At 69.0% G+C, this 18,283-nt stretch carries 20 protein-coding genes and 3 pseudogenes; 11 read left to right on the top strand and 12 right to left on the bottom strand.

Features of this window, described 5'->3' with window-relative positions:
- The first annotated feature begins 210 nt into the window (after nt 1–210).
- The 4 genes and pseudogenes from V6U90_RS29710 to V6U90_RS29695 form a co-directional block, all read left to right on the top strand.
- Complete coding sequence (locus V6U90_RS29710; RefSeq protein ID WP_442933692.1) at nt 211–1,137, top strand: ABC transporter ATP-binding protein; 927 nt, start codon at nt 211–213, stop codon at nt 1,135–1,137.
- Complete coding sequence (locus V6U90_RS29705) at nt 1,115–1,903, top strand: ABC transporter permease subunit (protein WP_334443705.1); 789 nt, start codon at nt 1,115–1,117, stop codon at nt 1,901–1,903. Before V6U90_RS29710 ends, V6U90_RS29705 begins: the two co-directional genes overlap by 23 nt.
- A 64-nt stretch (nt 1,904–1,967) precedes the next feature.
- Nucleotides 1,968–3,032 (top strand): PucR family transcriptional regulator, encoded by a 1,065-nt coding sequence (locus tag V6U90_RS29700; protein ID WP_334443702.1) that lies wholly within the window; start codon nt 1,968–1,970, stop codon nt 3,030–3,032.
- A 124-nt stretch (nt 3,033–3,156) separates the two neighbouring features.
- Nucleotides 3,157–3,272, top strand: a pseudogene (locus V6U90_RS29695) (IS5/IS1182 family transposase); the annotation flags it as partial.
- A gap of 151 nt (nt 3,273–3,423) precedes the next feature.
- Here V6U90_RS29695 and V6U90_RS29690 read toward each other — a convergent pair.
- The 4 genes and pseudogenes from V6U90_RS29690 to V6U90_RS29675 form a co-directional block, all read right to left on the bottom strand.
- On the bottom strand, nt 3,424–3,765 hold the full coding sequence (locus tag V6U90_RS29690; protein WP_334443700.1) for a DUF1036 domain-containing protein: 342 nt from the start codon (nt 3,763–3,765) through the stop codon (nt 3,424–3,426).
- A gap of 3 nt (nt 3,766–3,768) precedes the next feature.
- Nucleotides 3,769–4,146: a hypothetical protein gene (locus V6U90_RS29685; protein WP_334443697.1), complete on the bottom strand. Its 378-nt coding sequence runs from the start codon at nt 4,144–4,146 to the stop codon at nt 3,769–3,771.
- A 319-nt stretch (nt 4,147–4,465) separates the two neighbouring features.
- Nucleotides 4,466–4,664, bottom strand: a pseudogene (locus V6U90_RS29680) (transposase); the annotation flags it as partial.
- 37 nt (nt 4,665–4,701) lie between these two features.
- Nucleotides 4,702–6,060: a M28 family peptidase gene (locus V6U90_RS29675; RefSeq protein ID WP_334443695.1), complete on the bottom strand. Its 1,359-nt coding sequence runs from the start codon at nt 6,058–6,060 to the stop codon at nt 4,702–4,704.
- Nucleotides 6,061–6,531: 471 nt separating this feature from the next.
- Between V6U90_RS29675 and V6U90_RS29670 the strand changes: the two genes are divergently transcribed.
- Nucleotides 6,532–7,278 (top strand): SMI1/KNR4 family protein, encoded by a 747-nt coding sequence (locus tag V6U90_RS29670; RefSeq protein WP_334443691.1) that lies wholly within the window; start codon nt 6,532–6,534, stop codon nt 7,276–7,278.
- 357 nt (nt 7,279–7,635) lie between these two features.
- On the opposite strand, the gene V6U90_RS29665 is transcribed toward V6U90_RS29670, so the two are convergent.
- Entirely contained in the window at nt 7,636–8,124 is a 489-nt protein-coding gene (locus tag V6U90_RS29665; protein WP_334443717.1) for a M23 family metallopeptidase, read from the bottom strand.
- A 510-nt stretch (nt 8,125–8,634) separates the two neighbouring features.
- Here V6U90_RS29665 and V6U90_RS29660 point away from each other — a divergent pair.
- The gene (locus V6U90_RS29660) at nt 8,635–10,080 is read left to right on the top strand and encodes a peptidoglycan DD-metalloendopeptidase family protein (RefSeq protein ID WP_334443689.1); all 1,446 of its coding nucleotides are present in this window, start codon (nt 8,635–8,637) and stop codon (nt 10,078–10,080) included.
- 96 nt (nt 10,081–10,176) lie between these two features.
- Here the strand turns inward: V6U90_RS29660 and V6U90_RS29655 are convergent, their stop codons facing one another.
- The 4 genes from V6U90_RS29655 to V6U90_RS29640 all read right to left on the bottom strand — a co-directional run bounded on the left by V6U90_RS29655 (nt 10,177) and on the right by V6U90_RS29640 (nt 12,860).
- Nucleotides 10,177–11,463 (bottom strand): NAD(P)/FAD-dependent oxidoreductase, encoded by a 1,287-nt coding sequence (locus V6U90_RS29655; protein WP_334443687.1) that lies wholly within the window; start codon nt 11,461–11,463, stop codon nt 10,177–10,179.
- A gap of 23 nt (nt 11,464–11,486) precedes the next feature.
- Nucleotides 11,487–11,840 carry a hypothetical protein gene (locus tag V6U90_RS29650; protein WP_334443685.1) on the bottom strand — a complete coding sequence of 118 codons (354 nt, stop codon included), beginning with the start codon at nt 11,838–11,840 and terminating at the stop codon, nt 11,487–11,489.
- A gap of 229 nt (nt 11,841–12,069) precedes the next feature.
- Nucleotides 12,070–12,351 carry a potassium transporter TrkA gene (locus V6U90_RS29645; RefSeq protein WP_334443682.1) on the bottom strand — a complete coding sequence of 94 codons (282 nt, stop codon included), beginning with the start codon at nt 12,349–12,351 and terminating at the stop codon, nt 12,070–12,072.
- 302 nt (nt 12,352–12,653) lie between these two features.
- A complete protein-coding gene (locus V6U90_RS29640) occupies nt 12,654–12,860 on the bottom strand; it encodes a hypothetical protein (protein ID WP_334443679.1) in 207 nt (68 codons plus the stop codon).
- Nucleotides 12,861–13,086: 226 nt separating this feature from the next.
- Here V6U90_RS29640 and V6U90_RS29635 point away from each other — a divergent pair, with 226 nt between their 5' ends.
- From V6U90_RS29635 to V6U90_RS29625, 3 genes are read left to right on the top strand one after another with little or no spacing between them, the layout of a single operon-like run.
- Complete coding sequence (locus tag V6U90_RS29635) at nt 13,087–13,758, top strand: ATP-binding cassette domain-containing protein (protein WP_334443714.1); 672 nt, start codon at nt 13,087–13,089, stop codon at nt 13,756–13,758.
- Nucleotides 13,755–14,426 (top strand): biliverdin-producing heme oxygenase, encoded by a 672-nt coding sequence (locus tag V6U90_RS29630; RefSeq protein ID WP_334443676.1) that lies wholly within the window; start codon nt 13,755–13,757, stop codon nt 14,424–14,426. Before V6U90_RS29635 ends, V6U90_RS29630 begins: the two co-directional genes overlap by 4 nt.
- Complete coding sequence (locus V6U90_RS29625; protein ID WP_334443674.1) at nt 14,423–14,728, top strand: DUF2470 domain-containing protein; 306 nt, start codon at nt 14,423–14,425, stop codon at nt 14,726–14,728. Before V6U90_RS29630 ends, V6U90_RS29625 begins: the two co-directional genes overlap by 4 nt.
- An 88-nt stretch (nt 14,729–14,816) precedes the next feature.
- Here the strand turns inward: V6U90_RS29625 and V6U90_RS29620 are convergent, their stop codons facing one another.
- The 3 genes and pseudogenes from V6U90_RS29620 to V6U90_RS34030 all read right to left on the bottom strand — a co-directional run.
- Complete coding sequence (locus tag V6U90_RS29620; protein WP_334443711.1) at nt 14,817–15,629, bottom strand: ABC transporter ATP-binding protein; 813 nt, start codon at nt 15,627–15,629, stop codon at nt 14,817–14,819.
- Entirely contained in the window at nt 15,626–15,949 is a 324-nt protein-coding gene (locus V6U90_RS29615; protein WP_334443671.1) for an iron chelate uptake ABC transporter family permease subunit, read from the bottom strand. The genes V6U90_RS29620 and V6U90_RS29615 overlap by 4 nt, the downstream gene beginning before the upstream one ends.
- Nucleotides 15,950–15,987: 38 nt before the next feature.
- Nucleotides 15,988–16,353, bottom strand: a pseudogene (locus V6U90_RS34030) (siderophore-interacting protein); the annotation flags it as partial.
- A gap of 359 nt (nt 16,354–16,712) precedes the next feature.
- On the opposite strand from V6U90_RS34030, the gene V6U90_RS29610 reads away from it, so the two are divergent.
- On the top strand, nt 16,713–17,270 hold the full coding sequence (locus V6U90_RS29610; protein ID WP_334443668.1) for a DinB family protein: 558 nt from the start codon (nt 16,713–16,715) through the stop codon (nt 17,268–17,270).
- Between the two features lie 167 nt (nt 17,271–17,437).
- Nucleotides 17,438–18,103, top strand: a complete 666-nt coding sequence (locus V6U90_RS29605) for a TOPRIM nucleotidyl transferase/hydrolase domain-containing protein (RefSeq protein WP_334443666.1) — start codon at nt 17,438–17,440, stop codon at nt 18,101–18,103.
- The last annotated feature ends 180 nt before the right edge of the window (nt 18,104–18,283 follow it).

Raw genomic sequence — 18,283 nt, 5'->3', positions numbered from 1 at the left:
CCATCCGCGCCCTGGAGGACCAGGCCGCATAACCGAGTCCTCCACGATTCCAGGGGATTGACAGTCCACCCATACCGGCGAGCGGCCGGCGCTTGGGCGGCAGGTAGGCGATGCGTGTGGTGTGGTTGCCGGATGCCGGCAAACCTGTTGCCCGATGTCGACCGGACGCGGCCCTGGATGCCGGACGGGCGTGAGCGCCACGATGTGGGCATGACAAGCGACATCGCCGTGCTCGCCGAGGACTTGACCAAGTTCTACGGCCAACGCCGCGGCATCGAGGGTCTCACCCTTGAGGTCCGCACCGGTGAGGTGATGGGCTTCCTCGGGCCCAACGGCGCCGGGAAGACCACCACCATCCGGTTGCTGCTGGACTTCCTACGTCCGACCTCTGGCCGCGCGACGGTTCTCGGGCTCGACCCGCGCCGGGACAAGGCCGTCCTGCACCGGCAGATCGGCTACCTGCCCGGCGAGCTGACGTTTCCCGGCCGGGAAAGAGCCGAGGACCTGTTGCGCTTCTTCGGCGATGCCCGTGGCGGCGTGGCCTGGTCGCAGGTAACCGATCTGGCCGAGCGGCTCGACCTGGACCTGTCCCGCCCGGTCCGCACCATGAGCAAGGGCAACAAGCAGAAGGTCGGCCTGGTACAGGCGTTCATGCACCAACCGGCCCTACTGATCCTGGACGAACCCACCAGCGGCCTGGACCCGCTCATGCAGCAGGAGTTCCTGGCCATGGTCCGCGAAGCCCGCGACGCCGGCCAGACCGTTTTCATGTCCTCCCATGTTCTCGCCGAAGTGCAGCAGACCGCCGGCCGGGTGGCCATCATCCGCGACGGCCGGCTGGCTGCGGTCGAACGCGTGGAGTCGCTCGGCAAGCGTGCCATCCGTGCGGTGGAGATCCACTTCGATGATCCCGTGGATCCGGCGGAGTTCAGCGTCCTTCCCGGGGTGAGTGACGTGTCGGTGTCCGGGCCGGTGCTCAGATGCACCGTGGATGGCCGCCTCGACCCGCTGATCAAAGCCGCGGCGCGACATGAGGTCGTGGACATGCTGTCGTCCGAGCCCGATCTGGAAGAGACCTTCTTGTCGTTCTACTACCACTCCGAAGGAGTCGGCGATGCTTCCCGCGCTGGTGCGTAAGACCTGGCGGGACGACCGCCGTGCGCTGGTTGGCTGGGCCACCGGCGTCGCTCTTTTCACCGTCATCTACACCTCCTTCTACAGCCAGTTCCAGGGGGCCGCGGAACTGAAGCAGGACGCCTTGCCGCAGGGGATGCTGGACTTCCTCGGCATCGCCGACATGCTCTCGCCGGCCGGCTACCTGCAGGCAACGATCTTTAGCCTGATCGGACCGCTGCTGGTACTCATGTGCGCGATCACGCTGACCACTCGTACGATCGCCCGTCCGGAGGAGGACGGCGGCATGGAGCTGTTGCTGGCCAACCCGCTGTCACGGACCGCCTTCGCCGGACAGCGCCTCGCGGCGACCGGCACCGCCGTCACGGTGGTCGCGGCCATCCCGTTGATCCTGCTAATGATCATCCTCCCACGGGTGGGCATGGACATTCCGCTGTCCAACGTCGCTGCTGCCGGTGCCGGTTTGATCGCCCTGGTGTGGTGCTTCACGGGCATCGCCTTTCTCGCCGGCGCCGCCACCGGAAAACGCGGCACTGTTCTGACGACCACCGGTGTCCTTGCCGTCGCCACCTACATGGCCAACGCTGTCAGCGGCATGTCCGATGGCTGGCACTGGCTGCGCTGGCTGTCGCCGTTCCACTACTTCATCGGCACCGATCCCCTGCACACCGGCTGGCACCCGGTCGAACTGCTCACCCTCATGGCTGTCGGTGCCGTGACCACGGTCGTCGGGGTGCTCATGTTCGATCGCCGCGACGTAGGTGTCTGACGCGGATTCTGGTGGCCGCCCACTACCCCCAGACGACCACCAGAACGCCCACGAGGAACGGCAGATGACCGACCACACCTGGCTGACCGAAGGCTGGGAAGACCTCTTGCGTGCCCCCGCCGACCGCCGGCGGGGCCAGGGCGCCGGCCGGCTGGGCGCCCGTGCCGCTGACGCCGGCCTGCAACTGCACGACCTGGTCGCCGGCGTGTTCGCCGCCGCCGATGCCTACTGGAACACCAATTCGATCGGTCAGTCCGACAATGCCGCCGCAGTGTCCAGGCGCGCTGCGGCGCTACTGGACACCGCGCGTTCCGTGTTGGTGGCCGCCCTCGACGGATACCTGAACCAGACCCGCGCCGAACTGTTCCGGCACGACAGCGAGCGCGCCGCGTTCGTCAACGACCTGCTCACCGGTCGAGCCGAACCCGGCAGCCTGGCCGAACGAGCCCACCGCTACGGCATCCGCCTGTCGGCTACCCACACCGTCCTGGTCGCCCGTGCTTCCCGCCTCACCACCGACCTCGCCCACCGCGTCGACGCGGCGCTCGCCGCCCGTTTCGGTGAAGGCAACACCCTCACCACCCTGTGCGAGGGCGACCTGATCTGCATCAGCGCCGGCGGTCTGAGGGGTATCGGGGCTGAACTCGCACACCTGCTCATCGCCGACCTCGGCGCCGAAGGCTGGCAGGTCGCCGTCGGCCGGGCCCACCCCGGCGTGCACGGCCTGGCCACCTCTCTCGAGGAAGCCCGCAACGCTCTCGACCACGCCGCCAAACTCGGCTTCACCGCACCCGTGCTCAACGCCGCTGACCTGCTGGTCTTCCCCGTCCTACTACGTGACCGCGATGCCATCACCGACCTGGTCACCACCGTCCTCGGCCCACTCACCACGGCTCGTGGCGGTGTCCAGCCCTACCTGGACACCCTGACCGTGCTCTTCGACAACCAGGGCAACCACACCGCCACCGCTCGGCAGATGCACCTGTCCGTACGGGCGGTCACCTACCGCCTCGACCGCATCCACAACCTGACCGGCTACCACCCCAACGAACCCACCCAACGCTTCACACTGCACGCCGCAGTGCTCGGCGCCCGACTCCTCGGCTGGCCCAACGGGGCGGAGGGCTGACCGAGACACCGCGCCGTCGCTGGTCATCCGCGCCTGCCGACACTCGCAACGCGCGGGCCGGGCGCATGTGGCCAGAGGTGGCCCAGGTGTACTCGTCGAGATTGAGCTGTTTCTATCGCGGCTGTCCCTCAAGGGCTGGAAGGTCCTGACCAACCTGCGCTGCTGCCCCGCCGAGCCACCGCGATCGTCCAGGCCATTCTCGTCCTGCACGCCATCGAGGCCGACCGCCACTCACGATGAGAAGGGCTCACCACGCTGCCGCGTGACCCCGCAGACGGATCGCGTGCGGGGCCACGTCGTCAGACGTTCGTCAGGACTGGCCGGTGATGCACGACGAACTGGTTCGGTTGCACTGGGCGTACCCGTTTCGTTTTGATTCTGTGGCCGTGGCTCACGGTACGAGATTGACCGTGTGACTGTCGCTGGGTATGTAGACCTCGCGGAGCCCGACGATCCGGGCGCCGGTCTGGCCGATGTTCTCGCACAGGTTGAACGCGGCCTGCGGTACATAGATCGGCCCGTACTGGCCGGTCCACACCGCACCGTCCGCAGCCTCCGCGTAGTAATAGGCGTAGCGGTTGTTCGTGTCCAGCACGTACGCCTGGCCGCCGTGGTCAATGGCCCACCAGCCCCGGGTCGCCCAGGGAGAACCGTAGGCGTTGCACCCGGTGTCGTAGTACATGATCGCGACCCAGATCCGGGGACCGTAGCTGTTGCGGAAGTGGAGTTGCATTTCTCAGCCCTCCACGATCCACGGCGTCGGGCGGCGGCTCAGCGGGGTGTCGATGATGCGGGCGTCGTTCGGGGCGAGACGGACCCCGGAGGCGGTAGCGGACTCCGGCCCGGTCGCCCGGCCCGGCCGGACGTCGGTGGCGCTCTCGGTACCGGTCCGGTGCGCCTGCCGGCGGCCGACCTCCCGTGCCGGTGGGGCGCCGAAGCCGCCCGGGGCGTCCGGGACGTCGTGGGTGCCGGTGTCGCCCGCCGACGCGGCACCACCGGCCCCGGTGGTGCCGACGGCGGCCAGGCCGAGCACACCACCGATGCGCAGGAGCACACGCCGGGTAAACGGCATGCTGGCGGGATCAGGCGAGTTGGTGTACGGGGAATCAGGCATGATTCGGGCCCTTCTGACTTCTTGTCCTACTCGCAGACGCGGAGGGGCAGTAGACGCGAATTGATTCACGCGCGACTTCAAACTAGTCGTAGATCTGACAAAATAAGCAATGACATTGATGTTCTTATAAAAGATATGGCGTGTTCCGTAATTCGGTCCAGGCGTCCGAAAGAAAGGACACAACCGAAAAATCACCGAAGGCCACGCCGAATTGTCTGCCTGATTCCCCACCTGCCCGAAGTCGGCGTCCTACGCGCTTGCTGCAGGGGCTGTCCGAGTAAGGCGCTGTGCCACTTTCGATGGCGACGGAGGGCGCCGTTCAGCCGAGCAGGATTCGGTGTCGAAAGGAGTGGGAAGCCGGCGCGTCCGTACATCTGACGTTTCGTCAGTTTGGTCTTGGTGTTGACGCCCTCGGTGCCGCCGTTGTGGCAGCCGTGGGTCGCAGCGGCGTTCACGGCGTCGCGGTCCTGGCCGATGCTGTGGGTGAAGGTGTGCAGGTGGGGCAGCCGCTGTGCCCGCCCGTGGCGCCAGTTCCGGCGCCACGGGCGGGACTGTTCAGCGAGCGGTCGCGTATGCGGCGCAACCGATCAGCTCGAGCGACACCTGGAGCCGCTCTAGGCTGATGTTCTTGGCGATGGTGTCCTCAGGGGTGTGGTACGGCGGCTCCAGCAGTGCCGGACTCTCCTCGCCACGCCAGGAAAAGTTGGCACTGGCGATGCCGACCTCCTGGAAGGACTGGTGGTCGCTGGAACCGCGCTGCGTCACCGGCGAGATCCGCGGGTCGTAGCCGAGGCGAACCGCCGCGGCCGTCACCTCGTCGGTGGCCCGGTTGGACTGACCGGTGAACGACAGCAGCCAGTACCGTGTCGCCGGGTCCCAGCTGGTGGCGACCATGTCGTTCTGGTACACCGCGAGGAACCGGTCCCGCTCCGCCTGCGGGAGCTGCCGGACGTGGTAACGGGAGCCGATCAGCCCTTGTTCCTCCGAGCCCCACAGGGCGAACCGGAGGGTGGCCTCGACCGGGATCGCGCGCAGCACACGGGCCAGCTCGAGACAGAGCACCGTGCCGGAGCCGTCGTCGTTGGCGCCGGGTGCGCCGATGACCGTGTCGTAGTGGGCGCTGACCATCACCACCGGCCCACCGGCACCCGAACGCCCCACCCGCTCGGCAATGACATTGTTCGAGGTCAGACCACGGTGCGCGGCGGTGGAGATGGTGAGCGTGAGCCGACCGGCGGCGAGCAGACCACGCAGCCGCTCCTTCTGCGCCTGGGCGACCCCGACCACCGGGAACGGCACCGGCGAGCTGGCCGAGCCCGGCAGGGTCGGCGAGAACGCCGCCGTCCGCCGGGGCGGTACGCCGTCAGCCGCGAGGAACACGACGGCGGCGGCCCCACGGGCCCGGGCGGTGGCCACCAGTTGCTCACGCTGCGCCGCCACGTAGTCGACCAGCACGATGCGGCCGGTTACGTCCGGGGGGTAGTTTTCCGGTGCACCCGCGCCCGCGTCCACCACGTCGCCGCTGACCGTGGTGTCCAGCGCAGCGTGCGGGGAGGCACCGGCCTGCCAGTTCAGGTCGGTGGGGAGTCCGGCCGGCGAGGCGAGCTGAGCGAGGAACTTGTCCGCCACGGCGAACGGTTCCAACCGGGTGTCGTACCCCAGGTGGTCCAGCTCCTTGGCGATGTAGTCGGCGGCGCGGCGCTCGGAAGCCGTCCCGCCGATGCGCGGCCCGATGTCTTCGCTGAGGACACGCAGGTGCGACAGTGCCCGCTCGGCCGACACCTGAGCGATGACCTTGCGGTCGTCCGGGGTGAGCGCTGGCGGACGGTAGGCGCCGGGGCGCTGGTCAGTGGCCGCCCATGCCGGCGCGGGAAGGGCCACGGTGGCGGCGCCGCCGAGGGCAATGGTCAGCATCCGCCGTCGGTTCACGGTGGAGTGAACTGGGTCGGTTGAGGGTGTAGCGGGATAGCCGCCGTTGGTCATGGGTCCTCCTGAACACTTGCGGAGCCCGGTCGGCTGGTGGGTGGCCAGGCTCACAGGAACTTGAACCTATCCACCATGTCGTGGTCCCTCCAAGATCCGATCGGGCGGTCGTCGGAGGGCTGTGCAGCCGCCCTGACCAGGCCCGGTCACCAGTCAGGCGAACGGAAGGGGCTCCGGCTCCGGGTGGGCTCCGCAGCCTCGATGGCCCGGCGGTGGTACTCCGCGCCGAGGATCGGCACGGACCTCAGCGTGTCCTGGATGGACCTCGAACGGTGCGGCACACGACATCGCCGGACGGATGCCGCCCATCCCTTCGTTGCGGGCGGGGCCCGAGGATCTCGCGACGCTGGAACGGGCGATCGGGCGCTGGGCCATCGGGTCCACGACTTCTAAAATGATCTCGTGACCCCCGACCTCGACCGCCTCCACGAGCTCCTCGACGCCTCACCCGGCCTCGCACGGCGGCCGGCCGGCGGCGTTGCGGAGCCGGACCTGCGCCGTGCCGAGGAGCGTGTCGGCCCGCTGCCAGCCTCGTACCGCTGGTGGCTGGCCGAGTACGGCGTCGGCTGGATCGGCGGCGAGCAGCTGGCGACCGTCGCCGCGCCCGGGTTCGACGACGAGCACGATGCCATCACCGCGCCCTGGCGGCACGACGGCCAGCGGCTGTGTTTCTTCACCGACGCCGACGGCGACGCCTACTCGTACGCGCTGGACCGTCGCTGCGGCGACGAACTTCCCGTAGTGCGCCGCAGCGCGCTCGACGGGGTGGAAGATGACGTCGCCGACTCGTTCGCCGGTTTCCTCGCCGTGACCGACGCCCTCGCTCGTGGGCTCGGCGATGGCCCCAACCCAACGGTCGCGCGGCTGTGGCGCGCCACGCCCGGGTTGCTGCGCGACGACGGCATGCTCATCTACGGGCCGCACGTCATCCAGGAACGCAACGAGACCTTCGAGGTGGCCGACTACGCGCCCGAGTGGGTCCTCGTCGGCGACGACAGCGGCGGCAACGGCCTGCTCATGCGACAGCACGGCCGCGACCGCTCCAGCGTCTGGCTACTCGACCTCGGCGCGATCAGCGAGAACATCGAGGACGACGGGGAACTCGTCACCGACGACCTGATCGGATGGCTCGAGCACCGACCCTCTTGACGTTCTCCCCGCCCTGAGGACGGGATTCCCTCCACGCCACGCGTGGAACAGCGCACCACGTCCGAGTGGACTCCTGCTTCTCGGCGCGGTGCCGACACGGGTGGCGGTCTTACCTGCGCTCCACCGGCGTTTGAGTTGTCCCAACGTCCCTGGGCCAACACGTTCCGCGGCCGGCGTTCACATCCCGGTCGTGGACCGCACAACGGGCAGTCCGACCGGACGTTCAACGGCTTCGGCCCGTCGATGCGTCCGCACGCCGAGCACATCCGGCCGGAGGCGACGTACCGGCCGCCGCATCCCTTGCGATCCGGCGCACGGTGTGGCTCGTGTGAGCAACACCGTGCGCGGGCCGCGCTGTCAGGCGTAGTAGTTCACGCTGACCGGCCAGGACCCGGTGTACGGGGTCCAGCCCTGGAGGGTGGCGGGGATGCCGACCCGGGTGTAGCAGTTGATCACCTGGAAGTGCAGGTGCGGCGCGGTCGACGCCCCGGTGCTGCCCGACCAGCCGATGACCCGGCCCTGTGGGACCCAGTCGCCGGTGTTGTAGATGGCCCGGTTCAGGTGTGCGTAGTGGGTGCAGGTGCCGTTCGAGTGCCGAATGATCACCTCGATGCCGTTCTGCCAGTACGGCGACCAGTCTGATACGAGGATCTGGCCGCCCTGCGCGGCGGAGACCTCGTAGTTCGCCGGGAGGCCGAAGTCCCATGCGTACTCGTTGTACGGACCGACGTGAGTACGTGCCCTCCGGACCCTGGGTGACCATGTAGGCCTCGCCGGCCGGGTACGGCAGTTCGTAGTAGTAGTTGGCGGCCGACGCCGGGCCGGCTCCGACGACCAGGATCCCAGCCGCCGTCACCAGCGTGATCGCCATGGCACAGATCCTGTGCCAGAGCGTTGTCGCTCGCTTCATTGAACCCTCGCTTCTGTCACACCCCCCGCAGTGGACAGGGGCATAGACGATTAAGCCGGACTACCACCTCAAAGATCAATAGGTGACGATATTTTCACGAAGCGTGGGCACACGATGTCGGGTGACACAGCCGGGTTGAGCACCGCCTGCCGGCCGAGGTGATCGTGGCCGCGGCGCCCGAAAGTCCCCCACGAGCGGCCGACCGGTGCTGGCGGTGCTGCACGGCTCGGCGGTGAACCTGGATGATCTTCGCCATCGAGACCCAGCTACGCCTGGCCGCCCCTCGCCCGCACCCTACGCCGCCCTGGGAGAACCGGCCGCGCCTGAACGCCTCACACCCGTCCGCGCCGCCACACCCACCCCACTCGATATCGACATAGTTCCTTGTGTACATGCGTGCATGTACCTACCGTGGCGATCAATCTCTCCGCCGGACAGGAGCACGCATGGGAATCGCGAGGAGAAACCTCATCCGTGGCGCGGTGGCCGTCACCGGCTTGTCTGCCGGTGGGATCCTGTTGCCCGGCCGGGCCTACGCCGCGCCGGCGATCTACAACCCCTTCGCCGGGTACCCAGTCACCGATGGATGGCAGGATCACCTCGACCGGGGCTCACTGGGCGGCATCGACTTCGCGATGCCCGTGGGTACACCGCTGCCCGCCTGCGGGGCGGGCACCGTCACCAACACGCCGTACAACGGCACCGGCGGCCACACGGTCACCATCAGCCACTCCGAAGGCTACAGAAGCCAGTATCTCCATCTATCCCAGTTCGCACTGGCCAACGGAACCTACGTCTCGGCCGGCACCATCGTCGGGCTGTCCGGCGGCGCCGCAGGCGCACCCGGATCGGGCAGCTCGACCGGACCACACCTGCACTGGCACATGATCAACCCCGCCGGGGTACGGATCAACCCGCTGGAGTACATAGCGCAGAACCCATCGACGGGCACGGTCGGCCCGATGTTCCACACGGTACGCGCCGCAACCGGGGCCTGGAGCGGATTCCAGCCGCTCAACGGCTACCAAACCTCCTCGCAGGGCAGTGCCAGGGACATGGCCATGGCCGGCCTCCCCGACGGCACAGCGCAGATGGTCATCGTCGGCCTGGACGATGGCATTTACCACCGCGTCCGCAACACCAACGGCACCTGGAGCCAGTTCCAGCCGCTCAACGGCAGCGGTACCACCAGCACCGCGCAGGGAAAACGGGTAGCCATCGCCGGCCTGCCCAACGGCTCGGCCCAGATCGTGATCATCGGTAGCGACGACACGGTCTACCACCGCATCCGCAACGCGGACGGAAGCTGGACCGAATTCGGCAGGCTCAACGGTTTCAATACCTCAACCCCAGCCGGCGCCAAGGATGTCGCCATCTCGGGGCAACCCGACAACACCGCGCAGGTGGTCATCGTCGGCATCGACAGCGGCATCTACCACCGCGTCCGTCACACCAACGGAACGTGGAGCGGCTTCCAGCCACTCAACGGCAACGGCACGAGCACCACGGCAGTTGGCAGCGCGGTCGCCGTCGCCGGCATGCCCGACGGGTCGTCGCAAGTCGTCATCGCGGGCGCCAATGGATACCTGCACCACCGTATCCGGTACGCCAACGGCACCTGGAGCCAATTCGCGCCGCTCAACGGCAGCGGCACAGGCAGCACGGCAGTGGCCAAGGACGTCACCGTCGCCGGGCTGCCCGACGGTACCTCGCAGGTGGTCATCGTTGGCGCGGACGATGCCATCTATCACCGTGTGCGAAACGCCAGCGGTTCCTGGACAGCGTTCAACAGCCTGCCAGGCTACGGAACTTCGACGCCAGCCAGAGGCAGCAGGGTCTCGCTCGCCGGCCTCCCCGACAACTCCACCCAACTGGCGCTCGTGGGCCGATGATGAGGGGCCGCGGCCGCCCGGATCGATCACGGGCGGCCGGCGGGTCGAGCCGTCACCGAAAAGCACCACCTACCCGGCGTCCGCGGCTACATGTAGCTAGCGCAGCGGGTCGAACGGTGCCAGTTCCGGCGGTGCTTCTCCCTTGAGCACGGACTGGGCCACCAACTGTCCGGTGATTGGGCCGAGCGCGATACCCCACATGCCGTGGCCACCGGCAACGAACACCCGTGGTGCGGCGGTGGCGCCGACCAGCGGCAGCCCGTCAGGAGTACACGGCCGGGAGCCGACCCATTCGTCGCGCCGGTCATCGATGTCCACACCGGTCAGGAATGGGCGGATGGCGTCGACGATGGCCATGATCCGCCTTTCGTCGAGGGGATCGCCGGGGCGGCGGAACTCCATCATCCCGGCCACTCGCAGCCGGTCGCCCAGCGGCGTGCATGCCACCCGCTGCTTCGGGAAGTAGAGCGGGCCACACGGCATCTGTTGCACCGGCACGCTGAAGCTGTAGCCGCGACCCGCCTGCACTGGCTGCCGCGTCCCGAAGCGCGCCGCCAACTCGCCGAGCAGAGCGCCCGTGGCGATGACAACCACATCATGCTGCTGCCGCTCGCCGGTGCTACCGACCACCGAGACGCTGCCAGGCCGGGGCAGCACGTCGACGACGTTGACGCCTTCGACGATCTCACCGCCGCGTACCCGCACCGCCTCAGCGAGAGACCGCACGAACTCGGGCGGGTGCAGGTAGCGCTGCCCGTAGATCTGGATGGCGGCGTTCACCCGGTTGGTCAGCGCCGGCTCCAGGGCACGGGCCCGCCACCCGGTGACCGCGTGGAAGCTGACCTCCTGACCGGCGGCTCGGATCTGCTCCAGTTCGGCCAGCAGGCCCCGTGCATCTCGTTCACCGGCGAAGCAGGCCAGGAAGCTACTCGTTCGGTACGTCTGTGCGGCCACGCCGCCCGCAGCCAACACATCGAACGCCTCCAGTGCCCGCTCATTCAGCGGCACGTAGGCAGCCATGCCCCGCCGCCACCGCCGCGCCGTGCTGTGCGTCACGAACGAGGCGAGGAAACGCACCAGATTGCGATCGGCACGCAGCGGCAGGTACACCGGCGACCGGGAACTGAGCAGCGCCCGCAACCCGTACCGCAGCACCGCCGGTTCCGGTAGCGGCGCGGTCAGCCCGGGCGTCAACCATCCGGCATTGCCCCAGGAGGCCCCGGAGCCCACGTGGTCCCGCTCGTACACCGTGACGTGCGCGCCCGCCTCCTGTAGGAACCAGGCGGTGCACAGACCCACCATCCCTGCCCCGACGACCGCAACGTGACGCGGTGAGCCGGCTACGTACGTCGGCACGTGCTGCTGCTCATGTTCGGCTGACATGCTTGTTCCTTCTCTCATCGTGCTCATGCCGTCCGGTGCCGGCCGCGCTCCGGCGTGGGCGCAGCCTCGCAGCTGGGGCAGAACCTCGCGGCGGGCCGGTGGGCCAGGTACTCGATGGCGATGTCGGTTCGGCAGCGTTGGCAACTGCCGTACCAGCCTTGTTCCAGGTCGTGCAGTGCTTGCGCAAGGTCGCCGAGCGCTCGGCGCGACACGGCCGTCAACGCTGCGCTGCTGTCCGTGCCGACCGTCGCGTGGCCGGGCCGGCCGGCTTGCCGTGCGAGCAACGCGAGTTGTGTTCGGTGTCGCTCGTACTGTTCTTCGAGGACCATCCGCAGCACGTCGAGCTCGTCCTGTCTGCTGGCCGGGTGCGTCCGCATCCCGTTCTCCTTCCCAGAAACCGATGTACGACGGGCGGAGCGCCGATGCGCTCCGCAACGATGGCGCCGGGCCGTTGGCGTGGCGGTGGGTGGCGTTCGTCGGATGACGCCCAGGAGTGGGGTGAGCGTCGGGCCATCTCTGCGTCGGGACGGGACGCTGTACCGCTGGTGGGCGGTGCTTGGCGACATCCGCAGTTCAAGCCGGGGTCAGGTGCCACGGAGCGGCAGGTCATGACCCAGGCCCGGTCTGCGACTCGTAGCCGGCGTCGCGCTGGTCTCGGATCTCGGTCACATCGACGATGTCCATGATGCCCAGCAACCCGGCCAGCACGATCGCCTCGGCGCGCGTCAGGGCCAGGCTGCACGTGCCGTCCGGGTCCCGGCCGTCGTCGTGAACCAGGTCACGTCGGCCGCTGGCACGGTGGGTGACGACACCCACCCTGCGACCGTTCTCCGTGGTGAAGCAGTGGCGCATCCCGATACCGGGCAGTGGGGTGCGTTCGACTTCCATGGGGCAGCTCCGCAGAGGGTATGACGAGGATCAGTGGGACCGGCTCTGTGTCGGCAGGTGTGCAGCCAGCCCGACCGCGCTACGCGACCCGAGCCGGATTCGAGCAGTGAACCCGTTCACGATCGCCCCGGGCGCCGGAGCTCGATAGCGACAACTGGCCGGCACGCTGAGTTCTGGCATGTCAGCGGGCTGGCAGAACGCGGGCGGGTAGCGGCGCACGGTGCGTTCGTCTGGCAACGCGGGTTGGCGGCACGACAGGTCCGGACGATGACCGGGCCGTCTCAGTCCACGCCGATCGGGTGTCAGGCGGCAGCAGCGAGCCGCGGCGGGGCGCGGTCGGCAGACCAGGCCGGCACACAGCCCGGCACGGCACGGCGTCCCAGTCGAAAGACGATACACAGGCCCACCGCCTGTGCCGCGCACAGTACAACCACGAGCACGGCCAGCACGAACAGCGTCGACAGCGGTCTACGCTGGTCGACGCCGACGTAGGTGCGCCCGGTGTGCATGCGGCGACTATAGCCGAGGTGCCTTCCGGGGCAGATCCGATTGCCCCCTGGTCAGGGTCCTGGTGTGGCCGTCGACCGTCCGATACGCGACGTTCAGCCCTCGGTGAGCCCGCCGCCCGTCACCTCGGGGTCCACGTCGAACGGCTGCGAATCCGGATGATCGTGGTCACCGCGCTGCTCGGCACCGCAGCCGTGGCCTTCACGTCGTCGGCGGACCGGCCTTCTTCTGCTCGCCGCCGTCAGTGGCGACCTGCCGGCCGCAGCGGGCACCATCGAAATCGACGGGACACCCCAGGCACACTGGTCACCGGTGGAGCTGGCGATGCGCCGGGCCGTGCTTCCCCAGCGCAGCACCCTGAGCTTCCCGTTCACCGTCGAGGAGGTGGTACGGATGGGACGGGCGCCCTGGACCGGCCGCCCCGAAGAGGAACGGGACGACGCGATCGTCGCCGAGGCCCTCCGGCGCTGCGACGTGGCCCGGTTCGCCACCCGGCCGTACCCGTCGCTGTCCGGCGGCGAACAGGCCCGCGCCGCGCTGGCGCGGGTTCTGGCCCAGCAGACCACCGTGCTGCTGCTCGACGAACCGACCGCCGCTCCCGACCTGCACCACCAGGAACTGGTCAAGGGAATCGCCCGGGAACGTGCACGAGCCGGCGACGCCGTGGTGGTGGTGCTACACGACCTCACCCTGGCCGGAGCGTACGCGGACATCGTCACGCTGCTCGCCGACGGCCAGGTGCGGGCCTCGGGGCCCCCGGCCGCCGTGTTCACCGCACCGCTGCTCAGCAAGGTGTACCGGCACGACGTCGAGGTCGTACCGCACCCACACCCGGCTGCCGCTGGTCGTTCCCTTCCGCCAGCAACCGGCACAGCCCCCGTCACCCTGGAGGAGCAATGAGTACGACCAGCACCCCGTTCTCGACCCGGCTACGTGCCGCCAGCTGGGAGGCCCACCAGACCGCAGAATCCCAGCGGTACGTCTCCGCCCTGGTGGCCGGTGACCTCGACCAGGCCGGCTACACCGCGTTGGTGGTCCAACACCACGCAATCTACGAGGCGCTGGAGGCCACCGCCGACACGATGCGCCACGATCCGCTCGCCGGCCCGTTCGTCGACGACGCGCTGACCCGGCTGCCAGCCCTCACCACCGACCTGGAGTTCCTGCTCGGACCCGACTGGCGCCAACGGATCGAGCCGGCGCCGGCCACCATCTCCTACGCCGCGCGCGTGGCCGAGGTCTGTACCAGCTCACCCGCGCGGTTCATCGCCCACCATTACACCCGCTACCTCGGTGACCTCTCCGGCGGCCTGCACATCGGACGCTCGCTCACCCGGCACTACGGACTGACCGGTGACGCCGGCGCCGCGTTCTACCGGTTCGACCGGATCACCAACCCGAAGGCGTACAAGGACGCCTACCGGGCCAGACTGGACAGCCTCCCGCTCGACGAGACGGGGCGTACCGTACTTCTCGACGAGGTTCTCGTGGCGTACCGACACAACAGCGCGGTCCTCGCCGCCCTGGCCCCACTCGTTGCCGCCAACGGCGCGGAGGCGGCGGCGTGACCGCCCCGTTCACCCCGGAGGTGGTCGCCGCCGTCAGCCGCCACATGAACGACGACCACGCCGAGGACTCGCTGCTCATCTGCCGTGCACTTGGCGGGCAACCGACCGCCACGCGGGCCCGCGCCACCAACGTGGACGCCGAGGGGATGGAGTTCGCCGTCACCGTCGACGACATCGAGGTCCCGGTGCGTATCCCGTTCGCCTACCGGCTGACCGAACGCGCCCAGATCCGGCAGGAGGTCGTCCGGATGTACCAGCAGGCGTGCCAGCGCCTCGGGCTTTCACCGCGCTCGGTCGACTGACCCCGCCGTGGACGCATCGCAAAGCTGGCGGACACCACTCCGCGCTGATCGCCGAGGCCGTCGCGCCGGGCCGTTGCCCGCGCGTCGACTACCGCAGGCTCGACTGCGGGTCGGGTGCCGGCCGGGTGTCGGCGGGGATCATGAGAGGTGCCTGGGTCAGCGGGTCGGCGATGACGCGGTTGGGCAGTCCGAACACGTCGGCGACCAGGTCGGAGGTGATGGTCGCGGCGGGAGCGCCCTCGGCGACGATTCGGCCGTCTTTCATCGCGACGATGTGGGTGGCGTACCGCGCGGCCTGGTTGAGATCGTGCAGGACGGCGACGACGGTACGGCCCTGCACGACGAGGCGGTGCAGGACGTTGAGCACGTCGATCTGGTGGGCCACGTCCAGGAAGGTGGTGGGCTCGTCGAGCAGGACCAGCGACGTCTCCTGGGCGAGCACCATCGCGATCCACGCGCGCTGGCGCTGCCCGCCCGACAGCTCGTCGACCCGGCGGTCGGCGAGGTCGATCATCGTGGTACGGGCGAGTGCCGCCTCGATGGCCTCCTCGTCGGCGTGGGAGTAGCGTCGCATGACGCGCTGGTGGGCGTAGCGTCCCCGTCCGACCAGCTCGTGGACCGTGATGCCCTCGGGCGCGGTCATGGTCTGGGGCAACAGCGCGAGGCGGCGCGCGCGTTCCTTCGCCGGGTACGCGCGCAGGTCGGTCCCGTCGAGCAGCACCTGGCCCGCTGCCGGTGGCAGCAACCCGGACAGCGCGCGCAGCAGGGTGGACTTGCCGCACGCGTTGGGGCCGATGATCACGGTGAACGAGCCGTCGGGCACCGCGAACGACAGCCCTTCACTGACGATGCGCTGGTCGTACCGCAGGGTGACGCGGTCTGCGCGCAGCCGCGCTGTCACAGCGTCGACCATCCTTTTCTCCTCACCTCGTGGACAAGCAGCCAGAGCAGGTATCCGCCGCCGAACGTGACGGTGACCACCCCGACCGGCACGGTGAGCGGGATGAGGTGCTGGGCGATCAGGTCGGAGCCGAGCAGCAGCAGCGCGCCGCACGCGGCCGTCGCGGCGAGCGGGATGCCGGGTGTCCGGACGACCCGTCGGGCGATCTGGGGTGCTGCCAGGGCGACGAACGCGATCGGCCCGGCGACGGTGGTGACCGCGCCGGGAAGGCCGTCTCGTCCGCCGCGACCAACAGGCACGTCGCCGCGCCGGGCTCCCATTGGACACCGTACGTCGGCTGCCCGGCACGCACGTCCGGCCCGGAGACGAGCAACCGATCTCCCACCCGGGCACCCGCCGCCCAGGCGCTGGCCGGACCGGCCGGCTGGTGGAGGTAGAAGTCGAGGTCGATCTCCTCGTCCCCAGGCCGCACCTGGTGGGCAGTGTAGCTACGCATCTGGGGACGATCAGGGTCTGGCAGCGCCCGCCAGGCGCGGCGCCACTCCCATTCCCGCATTCCGGCCCGGAACGCGCCCGGATAGCCGCCGTCCGGCGCGACCATGATCTTGATTCGTTGGTCGAGCTGATGGGGGGCGAAGTTCCGCAACTGGGAACCGCCGAGGGTCAGGCGGACGAACCCCGGCGAGAGCCGGCGTACGACCTTGACAGTCGTCTCGAACAGCATGTTGGGCGACGTCCGGAACGGTACGGGCATCCCGCGAGGGTAGCCAGCCCACCAACGGCCACTGGTCATGCCGCTACCGGTGGAGAACGCCCAGCCGTCGCTGCGGCGCACGTGTGCAGGTGATCCGAGGCTCCAAAGACTGAGGCGCGCAGCGCCTCGATCACTCTGCGTACCAGGCGGGCTGGCCTGCGATGATGTCGCTTGGCTGGTCCCCGGCCCGCGCTTGGCGTGTGGGGCAGCAGCTACTCGATCCGGTTGGCACCGAATCCGTGGCCCACGAGTGCATGTCGTTAATCTGTTGTCGGCCGCCTTGCGCATCGTCGATGATTGCGGCCATGGCCGCAACCCGACGAGCCGACATGTTCACCGCCGACGGCAAGCCGTCCGACGACGACCCGCGTGAGAACGGACCAACGTTGGGCGACGAGCGCACCACGCTGGTCGAAGCCCTGCGCTGTGCACGCCTCACGTTGGAGATGAAATGTGCAGGTCTTGATGCGGAGGCTATGGCGCGACGTTCCGTCGAGCCGTCGACGATGTCGCTGCTGGGGCTGGTGCGACACCTGGCCGAGGTGGAGCGTGCGACGTTCCGGGTGATGATGGCGGGACAGGACGTGCCCCGGCTGTTCTGCTCCGACAGCGACCGTGACGGTGATTTCGATGGTGCTGTTCCCGACCCCCAGGTGGTCGCGGAGGCATGGGACGCATGGCGTGCGGAGGTGGACTTCGCGACGCGGTTCGTGGCCGAGGCGTCCAGTCTCGACATCACCGGCGACGATCCCTTGAATCAGCATGGCAGCGGTGGAGGATCAATGTCGCTGCGCGAGGTGCTGGTGGGAATGGTCTGGGAGTACGGCCGCCACATGGGTCACGCGGACCTGTTACGCGAGCGGATCGACGGGCGCATAGGCCAGTAACCCACCCGACCAAATAGCCGACCAGACGTGCGGAAAACCGGCGTGGGCCGGGACGTCCGTTCTCTGTACTCGCTGCGTACGTGCCCGTGCCCAGCGTGCGGGGACAGCCCGAGGGCGCTGCCGGATGTGCGGGGTCCCTGCCATCACCACCGGACCGGGAAACCACCATGGATGTCACCAATCGCCGTGAGCTTGCCCGCAGGGCGCTCGATGGCTACGTGAGTGGCCCTGCCGCCTCGATCCGGGCGACGGCCCGCGCCCTGGCGAAGGTCGACAACGCCGTGGCCGTGGTGCTCGTCGAGGGCATCAGCGACCAGATCACCCTGGAAACGGCCGCCGTGGGCCGCGGCCGGGATCTCGAGGCGGAGCGGGTCGTGATCGTGCCGATCGGCGGGGCGCACGCGATCGGCCGCTTCCTGACGGGGTTGGGCCCGCTGGGCACCCGGGTGCGACTTGCCGGTCTGTGCGATTTGCATGAGGAGGAGATATTCCGGCGCGGACTGGCCGCGACCGATGTCGGCTCACCCCGCACGCGCACCGACATGGAGCACCTCGGGTTCTACGTCTGCGTCAACGATCTGGAGGACGAGCTGATCCGCGCCGTGGGCACCGCAGGGGTCGAAGCACTCTTCGACTCGCAGGGCGACCTCGGATCGTTCCGCTCGTTGCAGAGCCAGCCCGCCTGGCGCGGCCGGGAGCCCGAGGCGCAGATGCGGCGGTTCCTGGGCAGCGGCTCGCGCCGCAAGCTGCGCTACGCACGACTGCTCGTCGAGGTGGCAGTCAGCCGGGACACCTTGCCTCGGCCGCTCGACGCGCTGCTCACCGCCGTGTGACCCACCGAAGGTCAAGCCCTCTACCGTCGGCGCGAAAGGCAGCCCACTGCGCAGTCCACTCATGCCGGGCCCGCCGGCCGGGAACGCACATGATCTGCCGATGCGGTGCGGGTCCTGAGCCTCGATCCACCGACGCGGTTGGCGGCGATCACCGGTTGATCATTTCGATATGGGGTGAGT

Origin of the sequence: Micromonospora sp. CPCC 206060, assembly GCF_036906895.1 — a bacterium.
Taxonomy (GTDB): Bacteria; Actinomycetota; Actinomycetes; order Mycobacteriales; family Micromonosporaceae; genus Micromonospora.
The sequence above is the reverse complement of the archived record's forward strand: the minus strand, read 5'-3'. Positions and strand labels throughout refer to the sequence as shown.